Raw genomic sequence first — 23,327 nt, 5'->3', positions numbered from 1 at the left:
CGACGGCGATCGGGCCTGTTGCGGCCACGTGCCGCCGTCACGGCTGCGGCGTCACCTCCGCCACGGAGGCGCGCCGCAGCCAGTGGTGGGCGGGCTCAGGAACTTCGAAGGAGGTCTGCCCGGACTCAATGCGCAGCACGCATTCGGCGATGGTCCGGCCAAACGCATGCACATCCTGTGCGATCGCGGTGATTGGGGGTGAGGCCAGCTGGCAGGAGGAGGAGTCGTCCCAGGCGACGAGGCTGACGTCGTCGGGCACGACGGCGCCCAGAGCGGAGGCGGTGGCCAGCCCGGCCAGCGCCATGGTGTCGTTGTCGTAGATGATCGCCGTCGGACGTGCGGCCGCGGGGAGCTTCAGCAACTCCGCGGTGGCCCGCTGACCAGAGGCCTCGCTGTAATCACCCGGGACGATGCGCAGTTCTACGCCGAGTTCCTGTGCCACCCGGCGGGCCACCGTGTCCCGGATCAGGGTGTGTGCCAGGTGCTCAGGGCCGCTTACGCGGGCGATGCGCTCGTGGCCGAGTTCGTGCAGCCGCTCCATCACCCCGCGGGTTGATTCGGCGTTGTCGGAGACGATCGAAGCAGTGTCAGGTACAGCCTGCTCCACACCCGCGTGGAGTGTGGCCAGGCCCAGCTCATTCAGGAGTGCCGGACGCGGATCGTCCACCAGCGGATTGACGAGAATCACCCCGCGGACGAAGGCCTCGGCGGCCCAGCGGCGATACACCTCCAGCTCCTCACACAGTCCGGGAACCTGATGCAGGAAGAACAGTACAGAGGTGCCGCGCAGGGTTTCTTCGATGCCGTCGGCGTTCTCCGACCAGAAGGACTCGGCAGTAAGTAGTCCCCGTGGGCGGGCTAGAACCATGCCCCAACGGTGAGTATCCGAGCCGGTAGTCATGCGGACCTTTCAGTCTGAACCAATTGCTGGTCGGGCCGAGATCAGCGGCGCCTGGGAAGCCACCCGGTGTGAGCCGGGACGCCCCCTATCCTAGGTCGGAACGGGGATGTGGCCTGCCGCATTTGTCCGGGATAACGGGATTATGAAGGAGACAGTGGATGGTACGAGGTACCGATACCAAGGCGCTGGTGTTCGACCTCGTGCGCGCTCTGGAGCGCACCTCACGGGCGGAACTGGTCAAGCGGACCGGGCTGACCGGAGCGTCGATCTCGACCATTACTCGTCGCCTGCTGGATGAGGGGCTGCTTGAGGAAACCGGAAGAGCTCCATCAACCGGTGGGAAGCCGCGAACCTTCGTGCGGGTTGCGCCGGACTCTAGGTATGCGGTCGGTGTGCACCTGACGCGCACCGACATGGTGCTGGTGCTGACCGACCTGTTGGGCGCGATCATTGGACGCACCCGGAGAGAGCTGCCAACAGACCCGGGGAAGGGCGTGGGACAGGACTGTCTGCGGGAGACTGTGCAGGAGGCCATTGCGGAGATCATTGCCGGCACCGGAATCGACAACACCAAGTTGGTTGGAACCGGCGTGGTGCTGGCGGGACCCGCCGATCGCGGTCTGCCCGGGACGACCTCCGCGACCGACCGCGATGAACTGCGCGCGGCGTTGGAGCGGTCGACCGGCATGCCCGTCCTCATGGAGAACGATGCCACTGCGGCGGCACTAGGCGAATGGTGGGTTTCTCCGAGCGGGCGCGCAGACGACGCCCTGGTGGTCTACCTGGGTGCCGGCATCGGCGGAGGACTGCTGGTCGGCGGCCGCTTGCAGCGGGGGACCTCGGCCAATGCCGGCGAGCTCGGGCACGTTTGCGTGGATCTCAACGGCCCGGTGTGCACTTGTGGGGCCCGCGGCTGCGTGGAGGCGGTTGCCGGACCACAAGCGGTGGTGTCCAGGGCGCTGTTGGACCCCGACATCGCCGGCCCCGCAGGGTTGGGGGCGCAGGTCGGTTCACGCGGTTCGGTCGAGGCGGATTTCGCGGCGATCGCCCGGGCCGCGCACCTGGGGAACGAGTCCGCGCGGCGTCTGCTCGCCGAGTCCGCTCGCGCTCTGGCAGTAGCGATACGGTCGGTCGTCAACGTGCTGGACAATGCGGCCGTCATCCTCACTGGGCCGAGTGCCGCCGGCGCTGGCGCGGTGTACCTGCGGGCCATTGAGAGTGAGCTCAAACTGCGCTATGGGGCGGCCGCCTCGCGTCCGGTGTCGGCGAGGCTTTCACAGAACTGCGGCACCGCCGCGGCGCTGGGAGCCGCGGCCATGGTTTTGGATGCCGCAATCCGCTCCTCCTAAACGGGCTTTTCCGGCTTGTGGGTGTGGCGGGGTGGTTAGTGTTGCCGACCTGGTGGGCTGGGTGCTGGTGGGTGTGGGTGGTGTGTGCCCGGGTGCCGCGCCGTGGGGCGGAATGTCCGAATTCGGCACTAAGGCCGTCGCCGACCGCTGGAGCCGATTTGGAATCCGCATGATTCCAACGTTCTGCCCATGGCCGCGGGCCGCGTCGGAGTCGTTTGTGCCGATCCTGGACACTTTGTGCCGCCACGCGCGGGACTCGACGCCGACGGCGGTTCGTGGGCAGACAGGCTCCCCGCGTGCCCGAGGCCGCCCCCGGAATCCGACACCACGACCCCCTGGGGGCCGGAAAAGCCGGCTTGGGTCCGTTTGGGACTCTCAAGGCGTTGCCGTACTCGACGGAGACCGGCACAGCTGGCTCGGGTCCGCCCGGGGCTTGGGTCCTGCTCGCGCCCGGTGCGCTGGTTGGCGGCGGTGTGGCCGGTCGGGACCGGCGCCCGCACCTTTCCCTGGCCTCTACTTGGACCGCGTTCCTCCAGTTGGACCGCATAATCGCAGTTGGACCGCCTGAGACAGCGTCTAGGGCGGTCCAAGTGCAGCCCGGCGGTCCAAGTAGAGCCTGGCGGTCCAAGTGCAGCCTGGCGGTCCAAGCAGACACGGGTCAGTCGACCCAACCGCAAGCAACCACACACCGCAGACACCACCGCAGTCCCCACCACACACCCTCAAACCCGGAGTGCTCCAAGTCTCCGTGGGCGCGGCTGTGCCCGGCGTTGTCCGGAGCTCGCATGTGACCTGCGTCCAGATCGCAGGATTGCGACAGTGCAGCGACACGGCTGCCTTATGCGGGCCTGTAATCTTCCGACACACGAATTGTTGTACGCCGGAAGGAACCCCAATGCGTATCCCCAACCAGCTCCTCGTCCCCGCCACCGTCATGGCCCTGGGCGTCTCCCTGGCCGCCTGCTCCATCAGCGTCGGCGGCTCGGAAGGCGACTCCGCCTCGGAGGAGACCACCGCCGCCGTGGCCACCGAGGAGGCCACACAGACAACCGAGAGCGCGGACGACACCGACACCGACGACAGCGAGGACGCCGATACGGACGACGCAGATGCCGCCGCAGACGCCGATACGGACGACACCGACGCCGACGCCGCCGTCGGTGCCTCCACCGCTGACATCACCGACTCCGACTGGCTCGGCGTAATTGCGAACGGTACCCAGGAGAACGTGTCCGGCGATTACGCGATCCAGAGCTCCGGGGGCACCTACAACCTCGTCGGAGAGCTCAACAGCCTGACGATTCAGGGCTCGGAGGTCACCGTCTCCGCGGAGACCATCGGGACTCTGACCGTGCAGGGCTCGGACGTGACCGTCTACCTCCGCCAGGCCGACACGATCCAGGTGTTCGGCTCCGATGTCACCGTCTACTACCTTGACGGCGCCCCGAGCATTCAGGACATCGGCGCCGACAACACCGTCGAGCAGCTGACCGACTGACCGGCCCGGACAACCCGACCGCGCAGCCCATGCCCCGGCCCGTACCCGCCCCGCCCCCCGCCTCCCCGGCGGCCGGCCAGCCTGCCGCCTCCCCGGCGGCCGGCCAACCCGCCGCTACCGTCCTGCTCGTCGACGATGAAGCCCCGATCCGCGCCTCGCTCGGCTCCTACCTGGAGCGAAGCGGCTACCGGGTGCTGCGCGCGAGCGACGGTGTGGAGGCGCTCGACCTGCTTGGCGCCTACAGCATCGACATCATCGTCAGTGACGTGCTCATGCCCCGCATGGACGGGCGTGAACTCGTGCGGCGGGTACGGGCCGGCGGCACCTGGACCCCGATCATCCTGCTCACCCAGGTCGACGCCTCCTATGAGCGCGTCTCCGCCCTGGATGACGGCGCCGACGACTACCTGTCCAAGCCCTTCGACCCCGCCGAGCTCGCCTCCCGAATCCGCGCCGTCCTGCGCCGCACCCGCGGCGTCGGCCAGCCCCTGACGGCGGCGTCCCGGCTGATGGCGGGTGAGCTGACCCTGGACCGCGCCGCCCGCCGCGTCACCCTGGCCGGCCGGGAGGTGTCCCTCACCCCGAAGGCGGTCACCCTGCTGGACTATCTGATGAGCCACCCCGGCGAGTTGCACACTCGCGAGGCGCTGCTGTCCGCCCTGTGGGGCATCGACTTCGTGTCCTCCACCCGCGCCGTAGACCACCGCATCCGCGAGATCCGCCGCGCCCTGGGCGACGACGCCACCCACCCGATCTTCATTGAGACCGTGCCGCAGGGCGGCTACCGTTTCTGCGCCGAGGTGCACACGTGAGCGCGCCGGTGGGATCGGACATATCCGGCGCGCTCCGTTCGATCGGTGACGCCGGACGCCTGAGAGCGGAAAACGGGGGCGGGCCCGTTGACGCTGACGCCGGTACTCACACCCGGTCCGGCCGCCGGTTCTGGCTGTGGTGGGGCTGCGGCGTCATCGCCGTGGCGGCCCTTACCGCCCTCGCCCAAGCGGCCTGGGGCGGGCTGACCCTGTCGGTTACGACCGCCGTCCCGGTGGCCGTGGCCTTGGCCGGCGGGGGCGCGTTGACGGCGGTGGCGCTGGTCGTCGTCGCCCGGCGACGCCACCGGGCCGAACAGCAGCGGCTGCGCGCGCAGGCGCAGGCACAGGCGCGCACCCGCCACCGGCAGTTCCTACGTCGCCTGGACCACGAGTTGAAGAACCCGCTGACGGCGGTGCGCGCCGCCGTCGCCGACGCCTCCCGCACCGCCACTCCGGTCGTAGCCGCGGATCTGGAGGTGGTGGATGCCCAGTCGCGGCGGATGAGTCGTCTGCTGACCGACCTGCGCAAGCTCGCCGAGCTGGAGACCGCCCCGCTGGCGGTGGAGGACGTGGACCTGGCCGAGACGGTCCAGGACGCGGTCTCCGCCGTCATCGAGGAGGCTGCCGGACGCGGCGCGGCGGTGCGGGTACGTCTGGACCTGCCGGCGGTGCCCTGGCCGTTGCCGCACGTACGCGGTGACGGCGACCTGCTGTATTCGGCCGTGTACAACGTGCTCACCAACGCCGCCAAGTACACCCCGGACGGCGGGGCCGTGGAAGTGCGCGGCAGGGAGGAGGCCGGTGCCGTCACCATTGAGGTGGCCGACACCGGAATCGGCGTGCCCGAGGCGGAGCTGGACGGCGTCTTCCGCGAGTTGGAGCGCGCCTCCAACGCCCGCGCCCTGCCCGGCTCCGGACTGGGGCTGGCGCTGGTGCGCACCATCGTCGGCCGGCATGGCGGGCAGGTGCGCATGGCCTCCCGTGAGGGGGTGGGCACCCGGGTGTGGCTGACCCTGCCGGTGGCCGGCCCGCCCGCCGCCGCACCCCCTGGACCACCCCGCGCATCCCGATAGACGTACACACCCGACACCCTCAGAGAACCAGCGACAAGGGCCCACGTCGTGAATCCCCGAACCGCCCCCACCCGGTGCCGCAGCTTCTTCCCCCAGACCCCTGCGGCCTGCATCGCCGTCGGCGCCCTGGCACTCGCGCTGCCCGACCTCGGCCTGTTGACCTCCTCCACCGGGAGCCTCACCCCGGACCTGACCGGGGACATCCAGCCCCGCCCGGGCATCACAGTCTCCCCGGCGCGCTGTGACGAGGCGGGGGTCCTGAACGGCGGCATGACCGTCGTCGGCGGGTACGGTTCGGTCATCACCTCGGACGGCGACTCCTCCCTGGTCAACGACGGTGAGGGCGGCGCGGTTTATGAGGACGGCTCGGTGAGCATCGTCAACGAGGGCGACGGTACCGCGCTGGTCAGCCGGGGCGTGCAGAGCATCGAGGTCGACGCCGAGCAGCGGGCCCAGGCGGTGCTCGACGCCCTGGAGCAGGACGGAGTGACCGCGCTGTTGGAGGCCGAGGGCTTTGGCGAGACCCGGCCGGTGGCGCCCAACGAGAACGAGGACGGCTTAGACAATCCTGCCGGGCGCCAACTCAACCGTCGCGTAGAGATCTACGTTCCGGCCTTCTGATGCGGGTGCGGCGCTGGGCGTGAAGCGGTGTCATGGAATGCACCACTTTAGGACTTGCTGCTGCAGCTTATGCCGACTGTGACCGCGGAATCCTACGGTTTGTCGGTTCTAGAACACGGCCAGTCCTTGGAAAGTGGTGCATTTTGTGACAGGGGTGGTCCGGTGAACGGGGATCCGCCCCGACTCGGCGTGGTCTCCGGCTACCCTGGCGCCGTGAACTTGTCCGTTTTCGCCCCGGTGCCCCCTGTGCACGCCTATCCCGGCCTGTTCATCTCCTTCGAGGGCGGCGACGGTGTCGGCAAGACCACCCAGATCGACCGCCTGAGCGCGCTGCTGACCGCGGCAAGGATCGCCTACCGGCGCACGCGCGAGCCCGGCGGCACCGAGCTGGGCGACCGGATCCGCGACCTGCTGCTGCACGGCGGCCACGTGAGTCCGCACGCCGAGGCCATGTTGTATGCGGCCGACCGGGCCCACCACGTCGCCACGGTGGTGCGTCCCGCGCTCGCCCGCGGCGAGGTGGTACTGACCGACCGCTACCTGGACTCCTCCGTCGCCTACCAGGGCGCCGCCCGTGCGCTCGGCCCGCAGGAGGTGCGTGACCTATCCCTGTGGGCCACCGACGGTCTGCTGCCCGACCTGACCATCCTGCTCGACGCCGATCCCGCCGTCGGCTCAGCCCGTACCGACGCCCGCGGTCGGCGCGACCGCCTGGAGCGCGAGCCCGACGCCTTCCACGCCGCCCTGCGTGAGGAGTTCCGGGTGCTGGCGCGCCAGGAGCCCGAACGCATCAAGCTCGTCGACGCCGAGCGGCCCGTCGAGGTGGTGGCTGCGGAGGTGACCGGGCTGGTCGAGCAGCTCATTGCCGCCCGCGGGGCGGGACTGCGTCTGGAGAGCGGGGGTGCCCGAGCCAGCGCCGCCGCGGGAGCCAACTCCGCGGGCCATGGCGTCCATGCTGCCTTGAAGGCCTTCCGCGCCGTCCTTCCCCGCCGAGGCCTGCAACAGTAACGTGCCGAGGAAGTCCTGTTGACAACTAGCCCTTGACGCCGCCCTCCTGAACTCCGCTGAAGAACTGTTTCTGCGCCAGCGCGAACAGGATGATGATGGGGACGAGCGCGATGATGGTGCCGGCGGCGACGACGCGCGGGTTGGAACCGAAGTTTGACTGCAGGTACTGCATTCCGACCGTGAGCGTGTACTTCTCGGGATCCGACAGGACTACGAGGGGCCACAGGAAGTCATCCCAGGCGCCTATGAAGGAGAACAGGGCGACGACGCTGACCATACCGCGGATGTTCGGCCACACCACATGCCGGATACGCTGCCAGGTGGACGCGCCGTCAATCTCTGCGGCTTCGAGGATGTCCTTGGGGATCATCGCGCACGCAGTCGTGATCAATAGGACGTTGACGGCGCCGATCGCCCCGGGCAGGAAGACGCCGACAAGAGAGTTGGCGAAGCCGAGCGATCTGACGGTCAGATACTGGCTGGTCAGCGTGACTTCGCCCGGAAGGAGCAGCGTCGACAGGAAGATTGCCATGAAGAGGTACTTGCCGCGGAACTTCAAGATGCCCATGGCGTAGCCGGCGCAGGTGCAGAAGAAGACCTGACTGACCACTGTGGCCACACCTACGAGCAGGGAGTGCCAGGCGTACTTCAGAATCGGTATGGTGCGCGAGACCGTCGCGTAGTGCTCCAGTGTCGGATGCTCCGGAACCAGATGCGGCGGGAATGCGTAGATATTCTCGGATGCGCCCTTCAACGAGGTGGACAGCTGCCACAGGAAGGGGAAGATGGCGATTACCGCCATGAGAATGAGCAGGACATAGCGCACGACGGCGCCGGCGGCAGTGGGCTTCAGAAAGTCCGACTCCCCCTTGCGCCGCCAGAAACGATCCTTGTAAGGCTTGGCGAGGGTGTGAGCGGGGGCCTCCGCGTGCTTGGCTGCTGTCGATGTCATCGCGAGGCCCTCTCACTAGCCCGTTTGGCGTTCTCGCGCAGTGCCGCCCGGTGCGCGCGGCGCTTGCGCAACCTGCTGCGCATGGCGGCTATGTCGGTGCCGTTGTTGATGAAAGCGGTCAGGAGTAGAGGCCCGATCGTTAGCAGGAAGAGCACCACGGAGAGCGCGGAGGCATAGCCGAGTTGGCCATCCAGTCCCGCTCCCTTGCGCTGAATGAGCATGACGAGGCTCATGGCCTGCCCACCGGGCCCGCCGGAACCGTTGGTGAGGATGTAGATCTCGGAGAATATGCGCATCGCGGAGGTCGTGATCAGGGCGGAGACCAGAAGCATGGCTCCTCGTACGCCGGGGACCGTGATGGACCAGAAGCGGCGAATCGGGCCGGCGCCGTCCAATGCGGCCGCCTCGTGCAGTTCGCGACCCACGTTGCCCAAGGCGGCCAAGTACACCACCATGTAGTATCCCAGCCCCTTCCAGGTGGTCAGGAGTATGGAGCACATGAGGATCCACCAGCGATCGGTCAAGAAGGAGATGCCTGTTCCGCCCAGGAACTCGATCGCCTGGTTGACGACCCCGCGTGAGTCGAACATCCATGACCAGATGATGCCCACGACAACTACCGAGGCTATGACCGGGAAGTAGTAGACGGTTCTGAAGAACGACATTCCGGGCATGTACTTCGATATCAACAGTGCCAGAAGCAGGGGGATGATTGTCAGTAGTGGAACGCACACGAGTACGTAGACGAAACAGGTGGTCAGGGCGTAGCCGACCTGTGGATCGTCCAGAATCCTCTTGAAGTTGTCCAGGCCTATGAACTGGGCGGGACGTAGCGGTCTCGCATCGGTGAAGGCCAGCATGACGGTATTGAGGAACGGCCACAGGGCGAATACCAGGACCCAGATCGTCGCCGGTGCGACCAAGATGTAGGGGGTAAGGCGTTGACGCAGACGCATGCGGTTGGCCTCCGGTGGGTGAGTGGCTGCGTGAAGCGCAGGCCCGGACGTGGGAACGGGGAGACGGGGCGGGCATGCGCCCGCCCCGTCATGGAGCGTTAAACGTTGAGATTCTCGTTGCAGTACTGAACGGCGGCATCCAGCGCTTCCTTGGCGGAGATGTCTCCCTTCATTGCGAGCGCGATCTGCTGCTGTGTGTAGGTGTCCATATCGTCGGTGTACTGGATCGGCTTGACCGTCTCGGCGCTGGACATCGCGGCCGCCGCCAGTTCCACTGCCTTTTTCATCAGGGGGTCGGAGATGTCTTCAGTGAGGGCATCCGGATCCTCATTGCCTTCGAGGGTGCCGGGCATGAAGCCCTGGGCGATCTTGACGAACTCCACCTGGTTGTCGTTATTCGTCACGTATTGGGCGAACGCGAGCGCCAAGTCGGGATTCGCCGAGTTCGCGGCAACACTGATGCCCTGGATGTACAGCGGCGGCGTGGTGAAGCGTGCTGAGCAGTCCGTCTTGTCGAGGAGGGTCGGGGCGTCGTTCGTCAGCTGGGTGACGAACGAGCCGGTGGCCGTGGTGTATCCCACCTTTTCCTGGGTGTACATGGTGGCATTGCCGGCATAGTCGTCGTTGAGCACCTCGGCCGGCATGGCTCCGATCTCGTATAACTCGGCGTACCGGCTGACGATTTCGGCTGCCTGGTCGGTGTTGAAGGCGAACTCCTCGCCATTGAAGATGTCGACTCCGTAGTCGCTGATCTCGGTGAGGCCGGGCATGGTGGAGGCCAGGTAGACCCCCTTCTGTGCGGCGGTGGTGCACCAATCGATGTACGAGTCGAGATCGGTGGGGGCGTCGTCAATGGACAGACCGGCCTGCTCCAGCATTTCGGTGTTCCACCAGCACACGTCCGTGCCCAGGTACCACGGGTAGCCGTAGACGCCCTCGATGCCGTCGTAGGTGTAGGCGTCCAGACCGCCTTGAACGTAGGAACTCAGGAGGTCTGCGTCCGCGGCCTTCAGATCCAGCACTTGCGAGACCTGAGCGAGTTTGTAGGCGAAGCCCTCGGGAAGGTTTATGACGTCGGGTAATTCGCCGGAGTTTGCTTGCTGGAGGACCTTCTCCTCGTAGCCGTCTCCGGGCTGATCGATCCAGTTGATGGTGGTGCCGGGATTGTCGTCCTGGAAGGACTTGATGAGGTTTTCGAAGTATGGTGTGAAGCGGTCGTCCTTGAGTGACCAGGTCTGAAAGGTGATCTCGCCGGACAGCTCTCCGGACCCGGATGCGGCCCCGGTGTTCGAACCCGAGCTGTTGGAGCCGGTGGACCCGGTGCAGGCGGACAGAGTCGCTGCCGTTGTGACGGACAGGCCCATGAGTAGAGAGCGGCGGGTGAGCTTCATGGTGGACTCCCTTCGTCTTTGAAGCGGTGGCGTCCGTGCCACTGGATAGAGACTACACCGGTTTAGTACGGATTGAGTACCTCAGTGCAGCCGGAGTTCGGGGACGGTGCCCTGCAAAGCCATTCGCAGCCATTGGTCGAACAACTCCGAGTTCGGGCCGGTCGTGGAACGGCGCGCGGGATCCGCTGTGGGAAGGACGAACCGCGGCTGGTCTCCCGGTGATGCTGCGTGCGTGGATGCTGAGTCGCGCGCGGCATCGACGACTTCGCGGAAGGCGCGTCCTGCGGGCTTGATCGCTCCAGTGGAGTCGATGAGGCCGAGGGAGTACTCAAGCTCCGGGAAATCAGTCAGGTCGCGCGAGACGTCATGGGAGCACCACCAGGTGATCGCCTCCAGGTTCCGCGCTGACGGCATGCCGTCCAACCCCGTGAGGTGCGCGATGGTGTCGGTGATGAAAGCGGGCGCGTCGTTGTTGGGCACGTATGTAACCGGGGCGCCGACCTCCTGCAACCAAATGGATCGGCGCGGTCCTCCCCAGGCGCGGGCCAGCTCGACGAGATAGCGTGCGAACAGCGGCAGAGCGGGATGTCCGCTGCCGTACCGCGGGCCTACTTGCATGAACACCCACGAGTGCACCGTCGTAGTGTCTCCCAGAAGTGCATGGGCAGGCGTGAAGGGGTGGGAATCGTCGAACCACAGGTCGTCGTCGAAGGAGTGTGTGAGCTCGCCGGTGGGCCACTCCTCTCGTGCGGCCCCCAAGAGCGTGGTCAGCCAGCGTTCGGCCTCGTCGGCGCTCAGCTGTGAACGGTGCGGGTGTCGGGCGGAGGCGAACTGTATGAACTCGTTGCCCAGGCTCAAGCCGTCGGCGTGCGGGCGCGAAGAGAGCTCTCGGGCAAGAGTTCGCACCAGCCTGATTTGGCCCGACACTGCCTTCGGATCGGTGAAGAGATTCCGATCGTGCCAGCTGGTCACCCACGATGGCAGGAAGTCGAATGAGGACAAGTGCCCCTGCAGTGCGTCGACGGTAACCGTGAGACCGGCCTGGCCCGCGATATCTACTACGCGCAGAACATCGTCGACGGCCGCTGGTCGGATGAGAGAGCGATTGGGCTGCAGCAGTGGCCACAACGGGAAGATCCGCACATGGTCCGCCCCGATCGACCGTATCGTGGCCATGTCTTCGGAGACGAGTGCGGGGTCCAGATCCAGCCAGGAGTGGAACCATCCCACACGGGGCGTGTAGTTGACGCCGAACCTCATTGTCAGTGGCCTCCTGCGTGCTTCGGCTTCTGACTCATCCGCACGGTTGCGATTCCGAAGGGGTGCAATTCGAAGCCCCAGGCCCCCGTCTCACCCGTGACGGGCGCTATATCAACGCCCAGCGTGGAGTCGGGATGCCCGTGCAGGTCTGTGCCGACGGCTCCGACCAGGTCTTCGGAACGCAGCGTTACGCGGGTGCGTACGCCCTCCGCCTCATACAGGCGCACGAGCACATCCCCGGAGTCGTCATCGGCCGGGTGGAGCGACTCGATGACGGCGCCGGTCGCGGTAACCAGTGGGACGACGCCGACGGCGTCACCTGGAGCGGCGCACTCCCACACCGGTAGATCCAGACGGTACGCCGCCTCTCGGGCCTGTCGTGTTCCGGCTGAGGGGAGCACTGAGAAACGGAACAGGTGGTCGCCCTGGTCCTGGTTCGGATCTGGGAAGCGGGCGGACCGTAGCAGCGATGCCCGTACCAGTGACCAGGTGCCACCGCCTTTACGGGGGTGGCGGGTTATGTCCCAGCCGTAGGTGGCGTCGTTGTCGATGCCTACGCCGCGGCCGGGTTCGCCCAATTGAATCCACTTGTGAGCGCACACCTCGAAGCGGTAAGCGTCCCAGGAGGTGTTCTCATGGGTGGGACGGCGTACGTGGCCGAACTGCGCCCCATAGGTTGCGGAGTCGGTGTGCACGTCGACGGGGAATGCCAGCTTCAGCAGTTTTTCCTTCTCGTGCCAGGAGACGTCGGCTCTGAGGTCGATCCTGTCGCCTGTCAGGGTCCATGTCAGTCGGGCGTGCGAGTTCCCGAAGGGCACCTCGACGACGGCTTGCGCCGCCCCGTTCTCCGCGCGCGTCTCGACCAGCCGGCCCGGGAGTTCATGTATGGAGGCGCGGTAGAAGGGATCCAGGTCCCAGGCGTCCCACTCGTTGGGAAAGTCGTTGGCGATCTGGAGGCAGCCGAGTCGTTGCCCGGGCGGAATGATCTCCTGGCGACTGCCGTCAACATTAAATGACAGTGAGACGACCGCTCCCGACGCATCGAGCTCCGCATGTGCGTCGTCGACTGTGAGGATCGCGCCGCCGTCCTCCAATCGCGTGATCACGACGTCGGTTTGCTCGGCCTTGGCGCTGGCGTCTGCGGCCGTCACCAATGCGGCTCCCAGAGGCGGAATCTCCACGCCGTCCACAAACTGCGATGCCGGCGCCGTGTTGAAGACCAGCCGGCATGGAGCATCGCCGGGCGCAGCGTTGTGCTCCGGGGGAGGAAGCGTCCTGCGGGGAGCGGCGGGGGCGGGCTCGGAAAGAAGAGCGGTCGGAGTCTGGTCGGCCAGAGCACGACGCGCGCTTGTGGCCAGGGCGCGCGCGGTGGCTATGACCCGCTGAAGCGCGGTTTCGGCCTCTTCGTAAACCCAGGCGATTGATGATCCCGGCAAGATGTCGTGGAATTGGCACAGCAGGGTGGCGCGCCACAGCCGGCGGAGGAGGGCGGCGGGGTAGACGTCGTCGGCGAGTAGACCACGTACCCAGGCGGTCGTGCACCAGGTCTCGGCTTCGCGCAGCGCCGCCTCGGCCTCGCGATTGCCGCGCTTGGTGGCGGCGTGGCTGGTGAGTGTTCCGCGATGCTTCTCCAGGTACAACTCCCCGACCCATACCGGAGCCGTCGAATACTCCGTGCGAGCGCGATTGAAGAACTCCTCGGAGGTCATGTGCTCCATCCGGGGCGAACCGGCGAGATCCTGACTGCGTTCTATGCGGTCGAGCATCTCGCGGACCGGGCCACCCCCGCCGTCGCCGTAGCCATAGAGGAAGAGCTCGGTGGTGGCCCGCCCCTTCTCCTTGAAGTTGCGCTGGGCGTGCTGTATCTGTTCCGCGCTAGCCTCGGCGCCATAGGTGTCCGCAGGAGGGAAATGGGTGAATATCCGTGTGCCATCGATCCCCTCCCACCACAGCGTGTGATGGGGAAACACGTCAACCTGGTTCCAGGAGATCTTCTGCGTGAGGAAGTTGTCGTAACCGGCGAGGTGGGCGATCTGCGGCAGCGCTCCGGTGTAGCCGAATGAGTCGGGAAGCCAGATCTCATGGCATACGGCTCCTAACTCGTCACGGAAGAAGGCCGTTCCCTCGGTCAGTTGGCGCACCAGGGACTCGCCCGAGGGCAGGACCGCGTCGGGCTCGACCCAGGAACCGCCGACCGGAACAATGCGACCAGCCTCAACCTGGGTCTTGAGGCGTTCGAACAGCGCCGGATCTTCCTCTTTGACCCATGCGGCGTGCTGAGCGGCGGGGAGGGCGAAGATCATGGGTGATCCGTCCTCGAGCAGGCGTATCACATTGGCCAGAGTGCGGACCGCCTTGCGCCGTGACTCCCGGACGGGCCAGAGCCAGGCGGAGTCGATGTGCGCGTGCCCGATCACCCCAAGAGTCACCGCGTCATGATCGGCGGGTGTGGCCAGGAGCGGCCTCAACAGCTCACGCACTTCAGCGGCCGCGGCGCGAACATTTGCGGGGTCGAGCCGGTCGATCGCCTCCGAGGTGCCGATCAGGACCTTCCACATGCGCGGAGAATCCTCTGGCAGTGTCCGTGCGAGACCCAACAGGGTGTCGACATCCGCGGCGAGGGCGCGCACCTGGTCGTGAACTCGGACAAGACGAGCCGTGCGGAACGTGTATAGCGGTGCACAGGACTGGGTGAACCGGGATCCCGCGGCCGTGGGCTGAAACGGAGGAACCCCGAGAAGCAGCGGGTTGGATGCGGCCTCGATGTACAACGTGAGGCGTCCTGCATCGTCCAGTAGCGTCGGTGACACGGGAACCCATTGATTCCGCGGATTGATGGCCTTGAGGATGCTTCCGTCAGGGGTTCGCACCAGTCCTTCGGCTTGGAAGCCGGGGGAATGGGAGGCCCAGCCGAGGTCGATGTCCAGCTCAAGGTGCTCGCCGCGCAGCTCGGCGGGGATCTGAACACTCACCCGGAACCAGGTAGTGCCCCACGCGGGTCCCCAGTCTCCGGGGACCGTGAAGGTGCGGTAGGGGGTGTGGGAAGACATAGCAACCGAGAAGGGGACTGGAGCGCCTGCCCCTGGGACGCCAGCCACAGGTCCGGCGTCATCGGTGACCTCCCAGGCCTCGACGTGCAAGGGGGCGATTGTCTCGAGGCCGGCCGGGCGGACCTTCTCATTGAGAATGCGGTCAATGTGCTTAAGGAGCATCGGGCGGTTGTCGTGCACGGCGGCCTCCATCGGCGCGGGCGGATGAGACGGCGAGTGTCCGTCGTCGGTGGCGGACTGCCTGATGGCAGCCCAGGCTAAACCGTGTTATGTAGGGGGTCAAGCGTTTTCGACGGAACTTCATAAGACGATCAGCTATGGCATACTGCCATCATGGAACGTCCCACCATCCGTGATATTGCGGAGGTAGCCGGTGTATCCCCATCGGCTGTGTCTTTCGCCCTCAACGGCCGTCCGGGCGTCTCGGAGAGCACCCGCAGCAGGGTGGTTGCCGTTGCGAATCAGATGGGTTGGACGCCGAATGCCGCCGCGCGGGCCCTATCTGCCTCCCGGGCGGGTGCTGTGGGCCTGGTCATTGCGAAGCCGAGCCATGCTGTCGCCGCCGAACGCTTCTTCTTCGAATTCATCGTTGGTATGCAGGGGGAGTTGGCGGCAGACGGACTCGCCCTCGTGCTGCAGATTGTCGAGACAACGGCGGAGGAGATCGCTACTTACCGCTCGTGGTGGGCGCAGCGCCGTGTCGACGGGGTTGTTGTGGTCGACCCGCGCAGCGAGGATCCGCGCTTGGCAGTTCTTGGTGAACTCGGCCTTCCGTATGTGTTGGTCGGTGAGCCGGATGTGTCCGGTATGCCCGCCGTCGTCGGGGACGACGAGGGCATGATGGACATGGTCCTGATGCACCTGATCGAACAGGGATGCGCTCGTATCGCCTACGTCTCCGGTGCCGCCGGCGTCATGCACAATGCGCGGCGCACCAACGCCCTATCCGCGTCCGGCAGGCGTGAGGGAGTCGAGATCATGGTCGTGCAGGCTCCCGACTACTCGGAGCGCTCCGGCGGTCAGGCCACTGCCGAACTCATCGGGAGCAGGCGCGTCCCCGACGCAATCATCTACGACAACGAAGTGCTCGCGGTTGGTGGTCTGTCCGTGCTGAAGCAGGATCAGAGCGACATCGGGCCCGGCGTCGCCGTCGTGTCCCTGGAGGACTCTGCCGTTCTGCGTGTACTGACTCCCGATGTTACGGCCATTCATCGAGAACCGGGCGAGATGGGACAAACCGCTGCCAGGCTCTTACGGACGTATTTGAGTGAACAGACGTCTCAGACCGTTCGCCTGATGACTCCCACCCTCGTGGTGCGCGCCTCCTCGCGGCGCCGAGTCTCATAGTTTGTGCTGCCGCGGCCCAGTCACTGGCGTTTGGCGGCACGGTTATGTGTCGGCGCGCCCAAGGTTGGGTGGCTAAGAGTCAAAAATGATGACAAACGGGGGCGTCGACGTCCACGACGCTCTTGAAAATGGTGGAATCATGCGGATGTCGAGCCGGTGCGCGTGGCCTGGCGAGCCATTTGTCATCGATTTTGACAATCGGGCCGCTCGGCGGGACCTGAAGCTCGGTCGAGCTGTCCGCCGGCACGGGCGAGCAAGGCGGATCGGCGGGCTGAACGCGTCGGCGGTTGCCGCTAGCCTGGTGGGGTGAATCAGTCCATCCCGACGCCGGTGATCAACGGCTCATTCCCTCGCCTCCGGGTACCCGTATGAGCGTATGGGAAGACGTCGTCGGGCAGGAGCGGGTCGTCGCCGCCTTCCGGGCGGCTGCCGAGGCCGCCCGTGTGGCCGTAGCCGCGCGCGGGGGAGGCGATTCCGGTGCCGGTGAGGCCATAGTCGCCGGTGAGGCCGGCGCCGTCGACGCCTCCGCCATGACCCACGCCTGGTTGGTGACCGGTCCGCCCGGCTCCGGCCGGTCCGTCGCCGCCCGCGCCTTCGCCGCCGCCCTGCAGTGCACCGGCGAAGTTCCCGGCTGCGGGGTGTGCAAGGCCTGCCGCGACGTGCTCAGCGGCAGCCACCCCGATGTGGTGCGCATGGCCACCGAGAAGCTCCTGATCACCATGGATGAGGTCAAGACGCTGATCGGTGAGGCGCAGCGCCGTCCCTGGACCGGCAACTGGCGGGTGATCCTGGTGGAGGACGCCGACCGCATGGCCGAGCGCACCACCAACGTGCTGCTGAAGTCCATCGAGGAGCCGCCCCCGCAGACCGTGTGGATCCTGTGTACGCCCAGCGCCGACGATGTACTGCCCACCATCCGCTCGCGCTGCCGGCTGGTGACGCTGCGCGTCCCGCCCGCCGACGCCGTAGCCGAACTGCTGGTGCGCCGCGACGGCGCCGAGCCGGAGCTGGCCGCCCGCGCCGCCCGCGCCAGCCAGTCCCACATCGGGCTCGCCCGCCACCTGGCCACCGACCCCGGCGCCTGGGAGCGGCGCCGTCGCCTGCTGCTGGCGCCCATCTCCCTGCGCAGCGTGGGGGACGCCGTGTTGGCCGCCGCCGATCTGGTCGACGCGGCCGAGGCGGAGGCCGCGCAGGCCACCACCGAACGCGACGCCGTGGAGAAGGCCGCCCTGCTGCGAGCCCTCGGGCTGGAGGAGGGCGGGCGGGTTCCGCCGTCGCTGCGCGCCCAGGTCCGGCAACTGGAAGAGGATCAGAAGCGGCGCGCCCGGCGTGCTCGCACCGACGTGCTCGACCGGGCGATGATCGACCTGTTGTCCTTCTACCGGGACGTGCTGGTGGTCCAGCTCGGCAGCGACGTCGAACAGGTCAACATCGACCTCTCCGATGCGGTGACACAGGTGGCCGCCTCCACCGGGCCGCGCCAGTCGCTGGCGCGCATCGCCGCCATCGAGGAGTGCCGTGAGCGGTTGCGGTCCAATGCCGCTCCGCTGCTGGCGGTCGAATCCCTCATGGTGCAGCTGCGTCCCCAGGCCTAGGCGCTGCCAAGGAAGCCCGTCGGCTCCGCCTAACGCGGCTCGGCCGGCTGTGCCGCGGCGGTGTGCTCCGGCGCGAGCTCGGTGGCCGCCCAGGACGACAGCAGCCGCAGCGCCTCCTCGCTCGGGCTGCCCGGCTCCACGCCGTAGACGAGCATGGTCATTCCGGGGGTGGTCGCCATCGCGGCCGGCTCGTAGCACAGGTGAATCTGGCCGACGATCGGGTGATTAATCACCTTCTCATTGCGGCACACGTAGCGGACGTCGTGGCGCGCCCACAGGTCGGCGAACTCCCGGCTGCGCGTGGACAACTCACCGATGAGCGCCTGCAGGCACGGGTCGGTCGGGTCCTCGCCGGCGCTTAGCCGCAGCATCGCCACCAGGTCCTCCGCACCCATCTGCCAGTTGGGGAAGAAGTCCCGCGAACGCGGGTCCAGGAACATGAAGCGGGCCATGCTCGGGTGCTCCGCGGCCACCTCCGGGATCGGGTCCACGAACATGTGGTAGTACAGCGCCCGCGCCATGGTGTTGGTCGCCACGTAGTCGCCCGAGCCGTTGCGCACCGCGGCCGGCATGGGCGTCGCGTCCAGCAGCCACTGGGTGTCCTGCCGTACGGCGCAGCTCTTGGCCCGCCCGCGACGGCGCCGCATCCGGCCCGTGGGGGTGACGGCGCGGGCGAGGTCGATCAGGTGCTGCCGCTCGGCGTCGTCCAGCAGCAGCGCGGAGGCGAGGGCCTCCAGTACCTCGTCGGAGGCGCCGGCCGCATTCCCCCGCTCCAGGCGCGTGTAGTAGTCCACACTCACCCCGGCGAGCATGGCGACCTCCTCGCGGCGCAGCCCCGGCACCCGGCGGTGCCCGGCGACGACGGGCAGCCCCACCATCTGCGGGGTCACCTTTGCCCTGCGGGTGGTCAGGAAGTCCTTGATCTCGGCGCGGGCGTCGGCGGATACGGGCGGCTGCTGGCTCATGGGATCAGCGTAGGCGCCGCCCGGCCGCCGTGGGAGGCCCGCCCAGTCCCCGTCAAGGTTCAGGTGGGACCAGAGGGGGCGGGATAGGCCCTGGGACGTGGTGACAGAGCCTAACGGCTGCGTCGCAATGGGGAGAGCTCCACGGCCGCGCGTCCGCCTGGGGGAGGGGCCACCCCGTAAGCTGCACGGGTGAAGCCGTTCAAGTTACCTGGCCGCCGCGCGCTTGCGGCACTGACCGCCGTATTCGCCGCCGCCGGCCTCGTGGCGTGTGACAGTCCGCTATCCGGTTCGGGCCCCAGTCCCTCTCCCGCCGCCCGGGCGACGGCGTCGACCAGCGCCGTGCCCGCGGGCCTGGAGGACTTCTACGCGCAGGAGGTCGACTGGTATCCGTGCGCCAACGTGGGCATGGACGAGACTGACGGCGACGCGGACTACTCCTGCGCCTACGTCACCGCCCCGCTGGACTACGACGACCCCGATGGCCAGACGATCGACCTCGCCATGAAACGGCGCGCCGCAACCGATGACGCGATCGGCACCCTGTTCATCAACCCGGGCGGCCCGGGCGGCTCGGGCGTCGACCTCGTGGAAACCGCCAAGGGCTATTTCTCCGACGAGCTGATCGCCTCCTACGACGTGATCGGATTCGACCCGCGCGGTGTCGGCAACTCGACGGCCATCGACTGCTTGACCGACGCCGAACTGGACGAGGACCGTGCCGCCTCCGAGATTGCGGAGTCCACCGCGGATGCGGACGGTGCGGACAACGAGGCCGCCGCCCAGGAGGCGGTAGTGGAGTACGTCCAGTGGTATGAGGGCAAGTGCGAGGCCAATACCCCCGCCGACCTGCTCGACCACGTGGACACCATCTCCACCGCCCGCGACCTGGACATGCTGCGCGCCGTCGTCGGCGAAGACGTGCTGACCTACCTCGGCTACTCCTACGGCACCTACCTGGGGGCCACCTATGCCGAACTGTTCCCCGGCAACGTCGGGCGGATGGTGCTGGATGGCGCCATCGAGCCGACGCTCAGCGCCGGTGAGACGACCCTCGCCCAGGCGGCCGGCTTCGAGAACGCCCTGCGCACCTATGTTGAGGACTGCCAAAGCGGTGACAAGTGCCCGCTGCACGGCGACGTCGACGCCGGTGTCGCCCAGATTCAGGACTTCCTCAAGGTCACCAAGGGCGCCCCGATTCCCACCTCCGACCCCGACCGGCCCCTGACCTACTCCCTGGCCGAGTCCGCGATCCTTGGGATCATGTACCAGTCGGAGTCCTGGAGCGTGCTCACCGAGGCACTGGACCAGGCCATGAACCAGGACGACGGCACGCTGCTGCTGTTCATCTCCGACCTGTTCGCCTCCCGGGAGGACGACGGCTCCTACTCCGGCAACGGCGACGAGGCCATCAACGCCATCAACTGTCTGGACCACCCAGTGGAGGGCGACGCCGACAGCTGGGCGGCGGAACACGCGCAGCTGGAGGAGGCCTCCCCGACCTTCGGCGCCGACCTGGGCTACTCCGACCTGTTCTGCCAGACCTGGGGGCACGAGTCCACGCGCGAGCGGACCGCGATCCACGCCACCGGCGCCGCCCCGATCCTGGTGGTCGGCACCACCGGGGACCCGGCAACCCCCTACGCCTGGTCGCAGTCATTGGCCGAGCAGCTCGACGACGGCCACCTGCTCACCTGGGAGGGCAATGGGCACACCGCCTACGGGCGCGCCGGCGACTGTGTGACCACCGCCGTCGACGACTACCTGCTGGCCGGCGTTCTGCCCGAGGCTGGGCTCACCTGCCGCGGCTGACTATTCGACCGTGAGCTCGCCGGCCAGATTGCGGCCCATCCAGGCACCGAGCTCCGCCCCGCGCAGCCCCTGGGAGGCCAGGAACTGCAGTTTGGCGTAGGTGGCCTCCAGGGTCATGTCGCCGCTGCCCACCGCGCCGGCCGCGGCCGGCCCGTCGCCGGCGGCATACCGGCCGAGCTCCACCTCGCCCTGCAGGCACTGGGACGAGACCACCACCGCCACGCCCTCGGCCACCGCCTGGGCAATCACGGCGGTCAGCTCCGGCGGCAGGTTGCCGACGCCGAAGGCCCGCAGTACCACCGCCACGGGGGGCGGCGTCAGCAGCTGCGCCAGGCGCGCGGCGCTCAACCCGGGGACGGCGTCGACGACGATCACGTCGTGCCGGCCGAAGGGGGCCGGTTCCTTCCAGACGACGCCGGGCACGGTTGCTGCCGCACCGGCCGCGGTGCTGGCCGTCCAGTGCCAGGGGGCGCCGGCCAGGGCCAGCGGCGCGGCACTGGGGGAGTCGAAACCCGTCAGGCTCCAGGTGGAGATCTTGGTGGCGCGGTTGCCGGCGAGCAGGCGCCCGCCGAAGAACAGGTGCACACCGCGGGGTGCGCCCTGGGTGAGCGCCTGCAAGGCGCCGACGACGTTTGCGACGGCGTCGGAGTCGGATACTCCCAGCGGCAGCTGGGAGCCGGTGACGATGACCGGCTGCTTCAGTTCCGTGAGGGCGTAGGACAGGGCGGAGGCCGTGTAGGCCATGGTGTCGGTTCCGTGCAGAACCACAAAGGCGTCGGCAACGTCGGCATGGGCATACAGGTCATTGACGATCGATTGCCAGGTTTGTGGTGCCGCCTGGGCAGAATCAAGCAAAGGGTGCAGCGTTGTCAGAGAGGTGTTTCGGCCTTGCGCGTCAGTGCGGTCCGGGGCGATCCGCCCGGCACTGCGTGGGGGCACCGGCATGTGCTTCGGTGCGGGGAATGCGGCTAGTAGGTCGGCCAGCCAGGCTTCCAAGTCGGCACCTGGCTGCAGCCCGTGGGGGGAGTCAACCATGCCAATGGTCCCACCGGCGTAGGTGAAGTGGACGTGCATATGGACAGCCTACGCAGGCGGCGCCGCTGTGCTGTAAACCACCCGGTGTGATTGGGGTGCTGGATTGCGTGGCGGCGCCGGCAGGCGGTAGCCTGCGTTTCGCCGCTTTGGCGGCAGGCCACCTTAGCTCAGTCGGCAGAGCGATTCACTCGTAATGAATAGGTCGTGGGTTCGATTCCCACAGGTGGCTCCATTGGCTCTTGCGTGCCGAGGGCTCGTGCGCGTCCACCGGTCGGCGTGCCGTATTCGGCGAGTTTCTTGCTTTAATTGCGCAGATATGCGTATCCTGTTTCGCGGGTGATTCCGTAGTAGAGGCGGAACCCGCAAATCTGTGGCAAGGAGGACCAATATGGCGCAGAAGACGCAGATTGTTCTAGTTGATGACATCGATGGGTCCGAGGCGACTCAGACCATCACTTTCGCCCTCGATGGTGTCACTTACGAGATCGACCTAAACGAGGAGCACGCAGCCGCGCTGCGTGAGTCGATCGAGGAGTGGACCATTAAGGCCCGTCGCCGCGGTGGCCGCCGCACGCTTCGCCGTCGCCCGGCAGCCGGTGTCACGCAGAAGATCCGCGAGTGGGCGCGCGCTAATGGCTACGAGGTTTCCGACCGCGGGCGCATCCCCGCTCCGGTACGCGAGGCCTACATGGCGGCCAACAACCCGAGCAACAACAACGCCTGAGCCGCGCCGTCGTCGGGCGCCAACGCCCCCCCGACGCCGCCGCGCGCATTGCGCGCTCTCGTAAGCACCAGGTCCCGGGCCCTTTTAGGACTCGGGACCTGGTGGCATCTGCTTGGGCCTGGCACAATGGGCCACATGGCTTACACCCTTGTGCTGCTCCGCCACGGCGAGAGCGAATGGAATGCAAAGAACCTGTTCACCGGCTGGGTTGACGTCCCGCTGTCCGAGAAGGGGCGCGCCGAGGCCGTCCACGGCGGTGAGCTCCTCAAGGAGGCCGGCGTCCTGCCCGACAAGCTGTTCACCTCGGTGCTGCGTCGCGCCATCATGACCGCGAACCTGGCCCTGGACGCGGCCGACCGGCACTGGATTCCGGTGGAGCGGCACTGGCGGCTCAACGAGCGCCACTACGGCGCCCTGCAGGGTAAGAACAAGAAGGAAATTCGCGAGCAGTACGGCGATGAGCAGTTCATGCTCTGGCGCCGCTCCTACGACGTGCCGCCGCCGGCCATCGAGCTCGGTTCGGAGTTCTCCCAGGACACCGACCCGCGCTATGCCGGCGAGCCCATTCCAACCACCGAGTGCCTGAAGGACGTGCTTGCCCGTCTGCTGCCCTACTGGGAGGAGACGATTGTCCCCGAGATCAAGACCGGCAAGACGATCATGATCGCGGCCCACGGCAACTCTCTGCGCGCGATCGTCAAGCACCTGGACGACATCTCGGACGCGGACATCGCCGGCGTGAACATTCCCACCGGGATTCCGCTCGTTTACGAGCTCGATGAGGAGACCCTCAAGCCCATTAAGAAGGGTGGGCGCTACCTGGACCCCGAGGCCGAGGCGAAGATCGCCGCCGTCGCTAACCAGGGCAAGTGATCCGCGGCCACCCGCGTAATCGCCGGCCCACAGGGGCTTTCGCGCGGGGCGGCCAAGGTCGAACTGATCGGGCGGGGCTGAACGACGTTCATGACGTCGTTCAGCCCC

General features: G+C 67.3%; 19 protein-coding genes and 1 tRNA gene. 12 read left to right on the top strand and 8 right to left on the bottom strand.

From position 1 onward, the window contains the following. Window positions 1-37 precede the first annotated feature (37 nt). Window positions 38-868, bottom strand: coding sequence for a LacI family DNA-binding transcriptional regulator (locus DRB06_RS07440; protein ID WP_181575226.1), 831 nt, complete (start codon window positions 866-868; stop codon window positions 38-40). A gap of 191 nt (window positions 869-1,059) precedes the next feature. On the opposite strand from DRB06_RS07440, the gene DRB06_RS07435 reads away from it, so the two are divergent. The 6 genes from DRB06_RS07435 to tmk all read left to right on the top strand — a co-directional run bounded on the left by DRB06_RS07435 (window position 1,060) and on the right by tmk (window position 7,262). Beyond that, window positions 1,060-2,250 (top strand): ROK family protein, encoded by a 1,191-nt coding sequence (locus DRB06_RS07435; RefSeq protein WP_108968928.1) that lies wholly within the window; start codon window positions 1,060-1,062, stop codon window positions 2,248-2,250. Window positions 2,251-3,145: 895 nt separating this feature from the next. Then, window positions 3,146-3,748, top strand: coding sequence for a DUF3060 domain-containing protein (locus tag DRB06_RS07430; protein ID WP_111819553.1), 603 nt, complete (start codon window positions 3,146-3,148; stop codon window positions 3,746-3,748). Between the two features lie 29 nt (window positions 3,749-3,777). After that, window positions 3,778-4,560, top strand: a complete 783-nt coding sequence (locus DRB06_RS07425; protein ID WP_108968802.1) for a response regulator transcription factor — start codon at window positions 3,778-3,780, stop codon at window positions 4,558-4,560. A 134-nt stretch (window positions 4,561-4,694) separates the two neighbouring features. Then, a complete protein-coding gene (locus DRB06_RS07420) occupies window positions 4,695-5,633 on the top strand; it encodes a sensor histidine kinase KdpD (protein WP_111819597.1) in 939 nt (312 codons plus the stop codon). Window positions 5,634-5,681: 48 nt separating this feature from the next. Beyond that, a complete protein-coding gene (locus DRB06_RS07415) occupies window positions 5,682-6,254 on the top strand; it encodes an OmpA family protein (RefSeq protein ID WP_111819552.1) in 573 nt (190 codons plus the stop codon). A 213-nt stretch (window positions 6,255-6,467) separates the two neighbouring features. Then, window positions 6,468-7,262: a dTMP kinase gene (gene tmk, locus DRB06_RS07410; RefSeq protein WP_258522189.1), complete on the top strand. Its 795-nt coding sequence runs from the start codon at window positions 6,468-6,470 to the stop codon at window positions 7,260-7,262. A gap of 25 nt (window positions 7,263-7,287) precedes the next feature. On the opposite strand, the gene DRB06_RS07405 is transcribed toward tmk, so the two are convergent. The 5 genes from DRB06_RS07405 to DRB06_RS07385 form a co-directional block, all read right to left on the bottom strand. Next, a complete protein-coding gene (locus tag DRB06_RS07405) occupies window positions 7,288-8,214 on the bottom strand; it encodes a carbohydrate ABC transporter permease (protein WP_111819550.1) in 927 nt (308 codons plus the stop codon). Then, window positions 8,211-9,170: a carbohydrate ABC transporter permease gene (locus DRB06_RS07400; RefSeq protein WP_073328818.1), complete on the bottom strand. Its 960-nt coding sequence runs from the start codon at window positions 9,168-9,170 to the stop codon at window positions 8,211-8,213. The genes DRB06_RS07405 and DRB06_RS07400 overlap by 4 nt, the downstream gene beginning before the upstream one ends. A gap of 98 nt (window positions 9,171-9,268) precedes the next feature. Next, a complete protein-coding gene (locus tag DRB06_RS07395; RefSeq protein ID WP_073328820.1) occupies window positions 9,269-10,561 on the bottom strand; it encodes an ABC transporter substrate-binding protein in 1,293 nt (430 codons plus the stop codon). Window positions 10,562-10,642: 81 nt separating this feature from the next. Further along, window positions 10,643-11,821, bottom strand: coding sequence for a hypothetical protein (locus DRB06_RS07390; protein ID WP_111819549.1), 1,179 nt, complete (start codon window positions 11,819-11,821; stop codon window positions 10,643-10,645). A gap of 2 nt (window positions 11,822-11,823) precedes the next feature. Next, window positions 11,824-15,051 (bottom strand): glycoside hydrolase family 38 C-terminal domain-containing protein, encoded by a 3,228-nt coding sequence (locus DRB06_RS07385; RefSeq protein WP_159097714.1) that lies wholly within the window; start codon window positions 15,049-15,051, stop codon window positions 11,824-11,826. Window positions 15,052-15,204: 153 nt separating this feature from the next. On the opposite strand from DRB06_RS07385, the gene DRB06_RS07380 reads away from it, so the two are divergent. Both DRB06_RS07380 and DRB06_RS07375 read left to right on the top strand, forming a co-directional pair. After that, on the top strand, window positions 15,205-16,218 hold the full coding sequence (locus DRB06_RS07380) for a LacI family DNA-binding transcriptional regulator (protein WP_111819548.1): 1,014 nt from the start codon (window positions 15,205-15,207) through the stop codon (window positions 16,216-16,218). A gap of 368 nt (window positions 16,219-16,586) precedes the next feature. After that, complete coding sequence (locus DRB06_RS07375) at window positions 16,587-17,813, top strand: DNA polymerase III subunit delta' (protein ID WP_111819547.1); 1,227 nt, start codon at window positions 16,587-16,589, stop codon at window positions 17,811-17,813. Between the two features lie 29 nt (window positions 17,814-17,842). On the opposite strand, the gene DRB06_RS07370 is transcribed toward DRB06_RS07375, so the two are convergent. Further along, window positions 17,843-18,778, bottom strand: a complete 936-nt coding sequence (locus DRB06_RS07370) for a helix-turn-helix domain-containing protein (RefSeq protein ID WP_111819546.1) — start codon at window positions 18,776-18,778, stop codon at window positions 17,843-17,845. A gap of 189 nt (window positions 18,779-18,967) precedes the next feature. Here DRB06_RS07370 and DRB06_RS07365 point away from each other — a divergent pair, with 189 nt between their 5' ends. Beyond that, window positions 18,968-20,587: an alpha/beta hydrolase gene (locus DRB06_RS07365; protein WP_111819545.1), complete on the top strand. Its 1,620-nt coding sequence runs from the start codon at window positions 18,968-18,970 to the stop codon at window positions 20,585-20,587. Here the strand turns inward: DRB06_RS07365 and DRB06_RS07360 are convergent, their stop codons facing one another. Further along, entirely contained in the window at window positions 20,588-21,661 is a 1,074-nt protein-coding gene (locus DRB06_RS07360) for an asparaginase domain-containing protein (protein WP_111819544.1), read from the bottom strand. A 117-nt stretch (window positions 21,662-21,778) separates the two neighbouring features. Here DRB06_RS07360 and DRB06_RS07355 point away from each other — a divergent pair. From DRB06_RS07355 to DRB06_RS07345, 3 genes are all read left to right on the top strand, one after another. Beyond that, a tRNA-Thr gene (locus DRB06_RS07355) sits at window positions 21,779-21,854 on the top strand. 156 nt (window positions 21,855-22,010) lie between these two features. Further along, entirely contained in the window at window positions 22,011-22,346 is a 336-nt protein-coding gene (locus DRB06_RS07350; protein ID WP_073328839.1) for an Lsr2 family protein, read from the top strand. Window positions 22,347-22,481: 135 nt separating this feature from the next. Next, entirely contained in the window at window positions 22,482-23,219 is a 738-nt protein-coding gene (locus DRB06_RS07345) for a phosphoglyceromutase (RefSeq protein WP_073328842.1), read from the top strand. Window positions 23,220-23,327 lie beyond the last annotated feature (108 nt).

Source organism: Actinomyces sp. Z5 (genome assembly GCF_003287795.1).
GTDB classification, from domain to species: domain Bacteria; phylum Actinomycetota; class Actinomycetes; order Actinomycetales; family Actinomycetaceae; genus Actinomyces; species Actinomyces glycerinitolerans.
The sequence above is the reverse complement of the archived record's forward strand: the minus strand, read 5'-3'. Positions and strand labels throughout refer to the sequence as shown.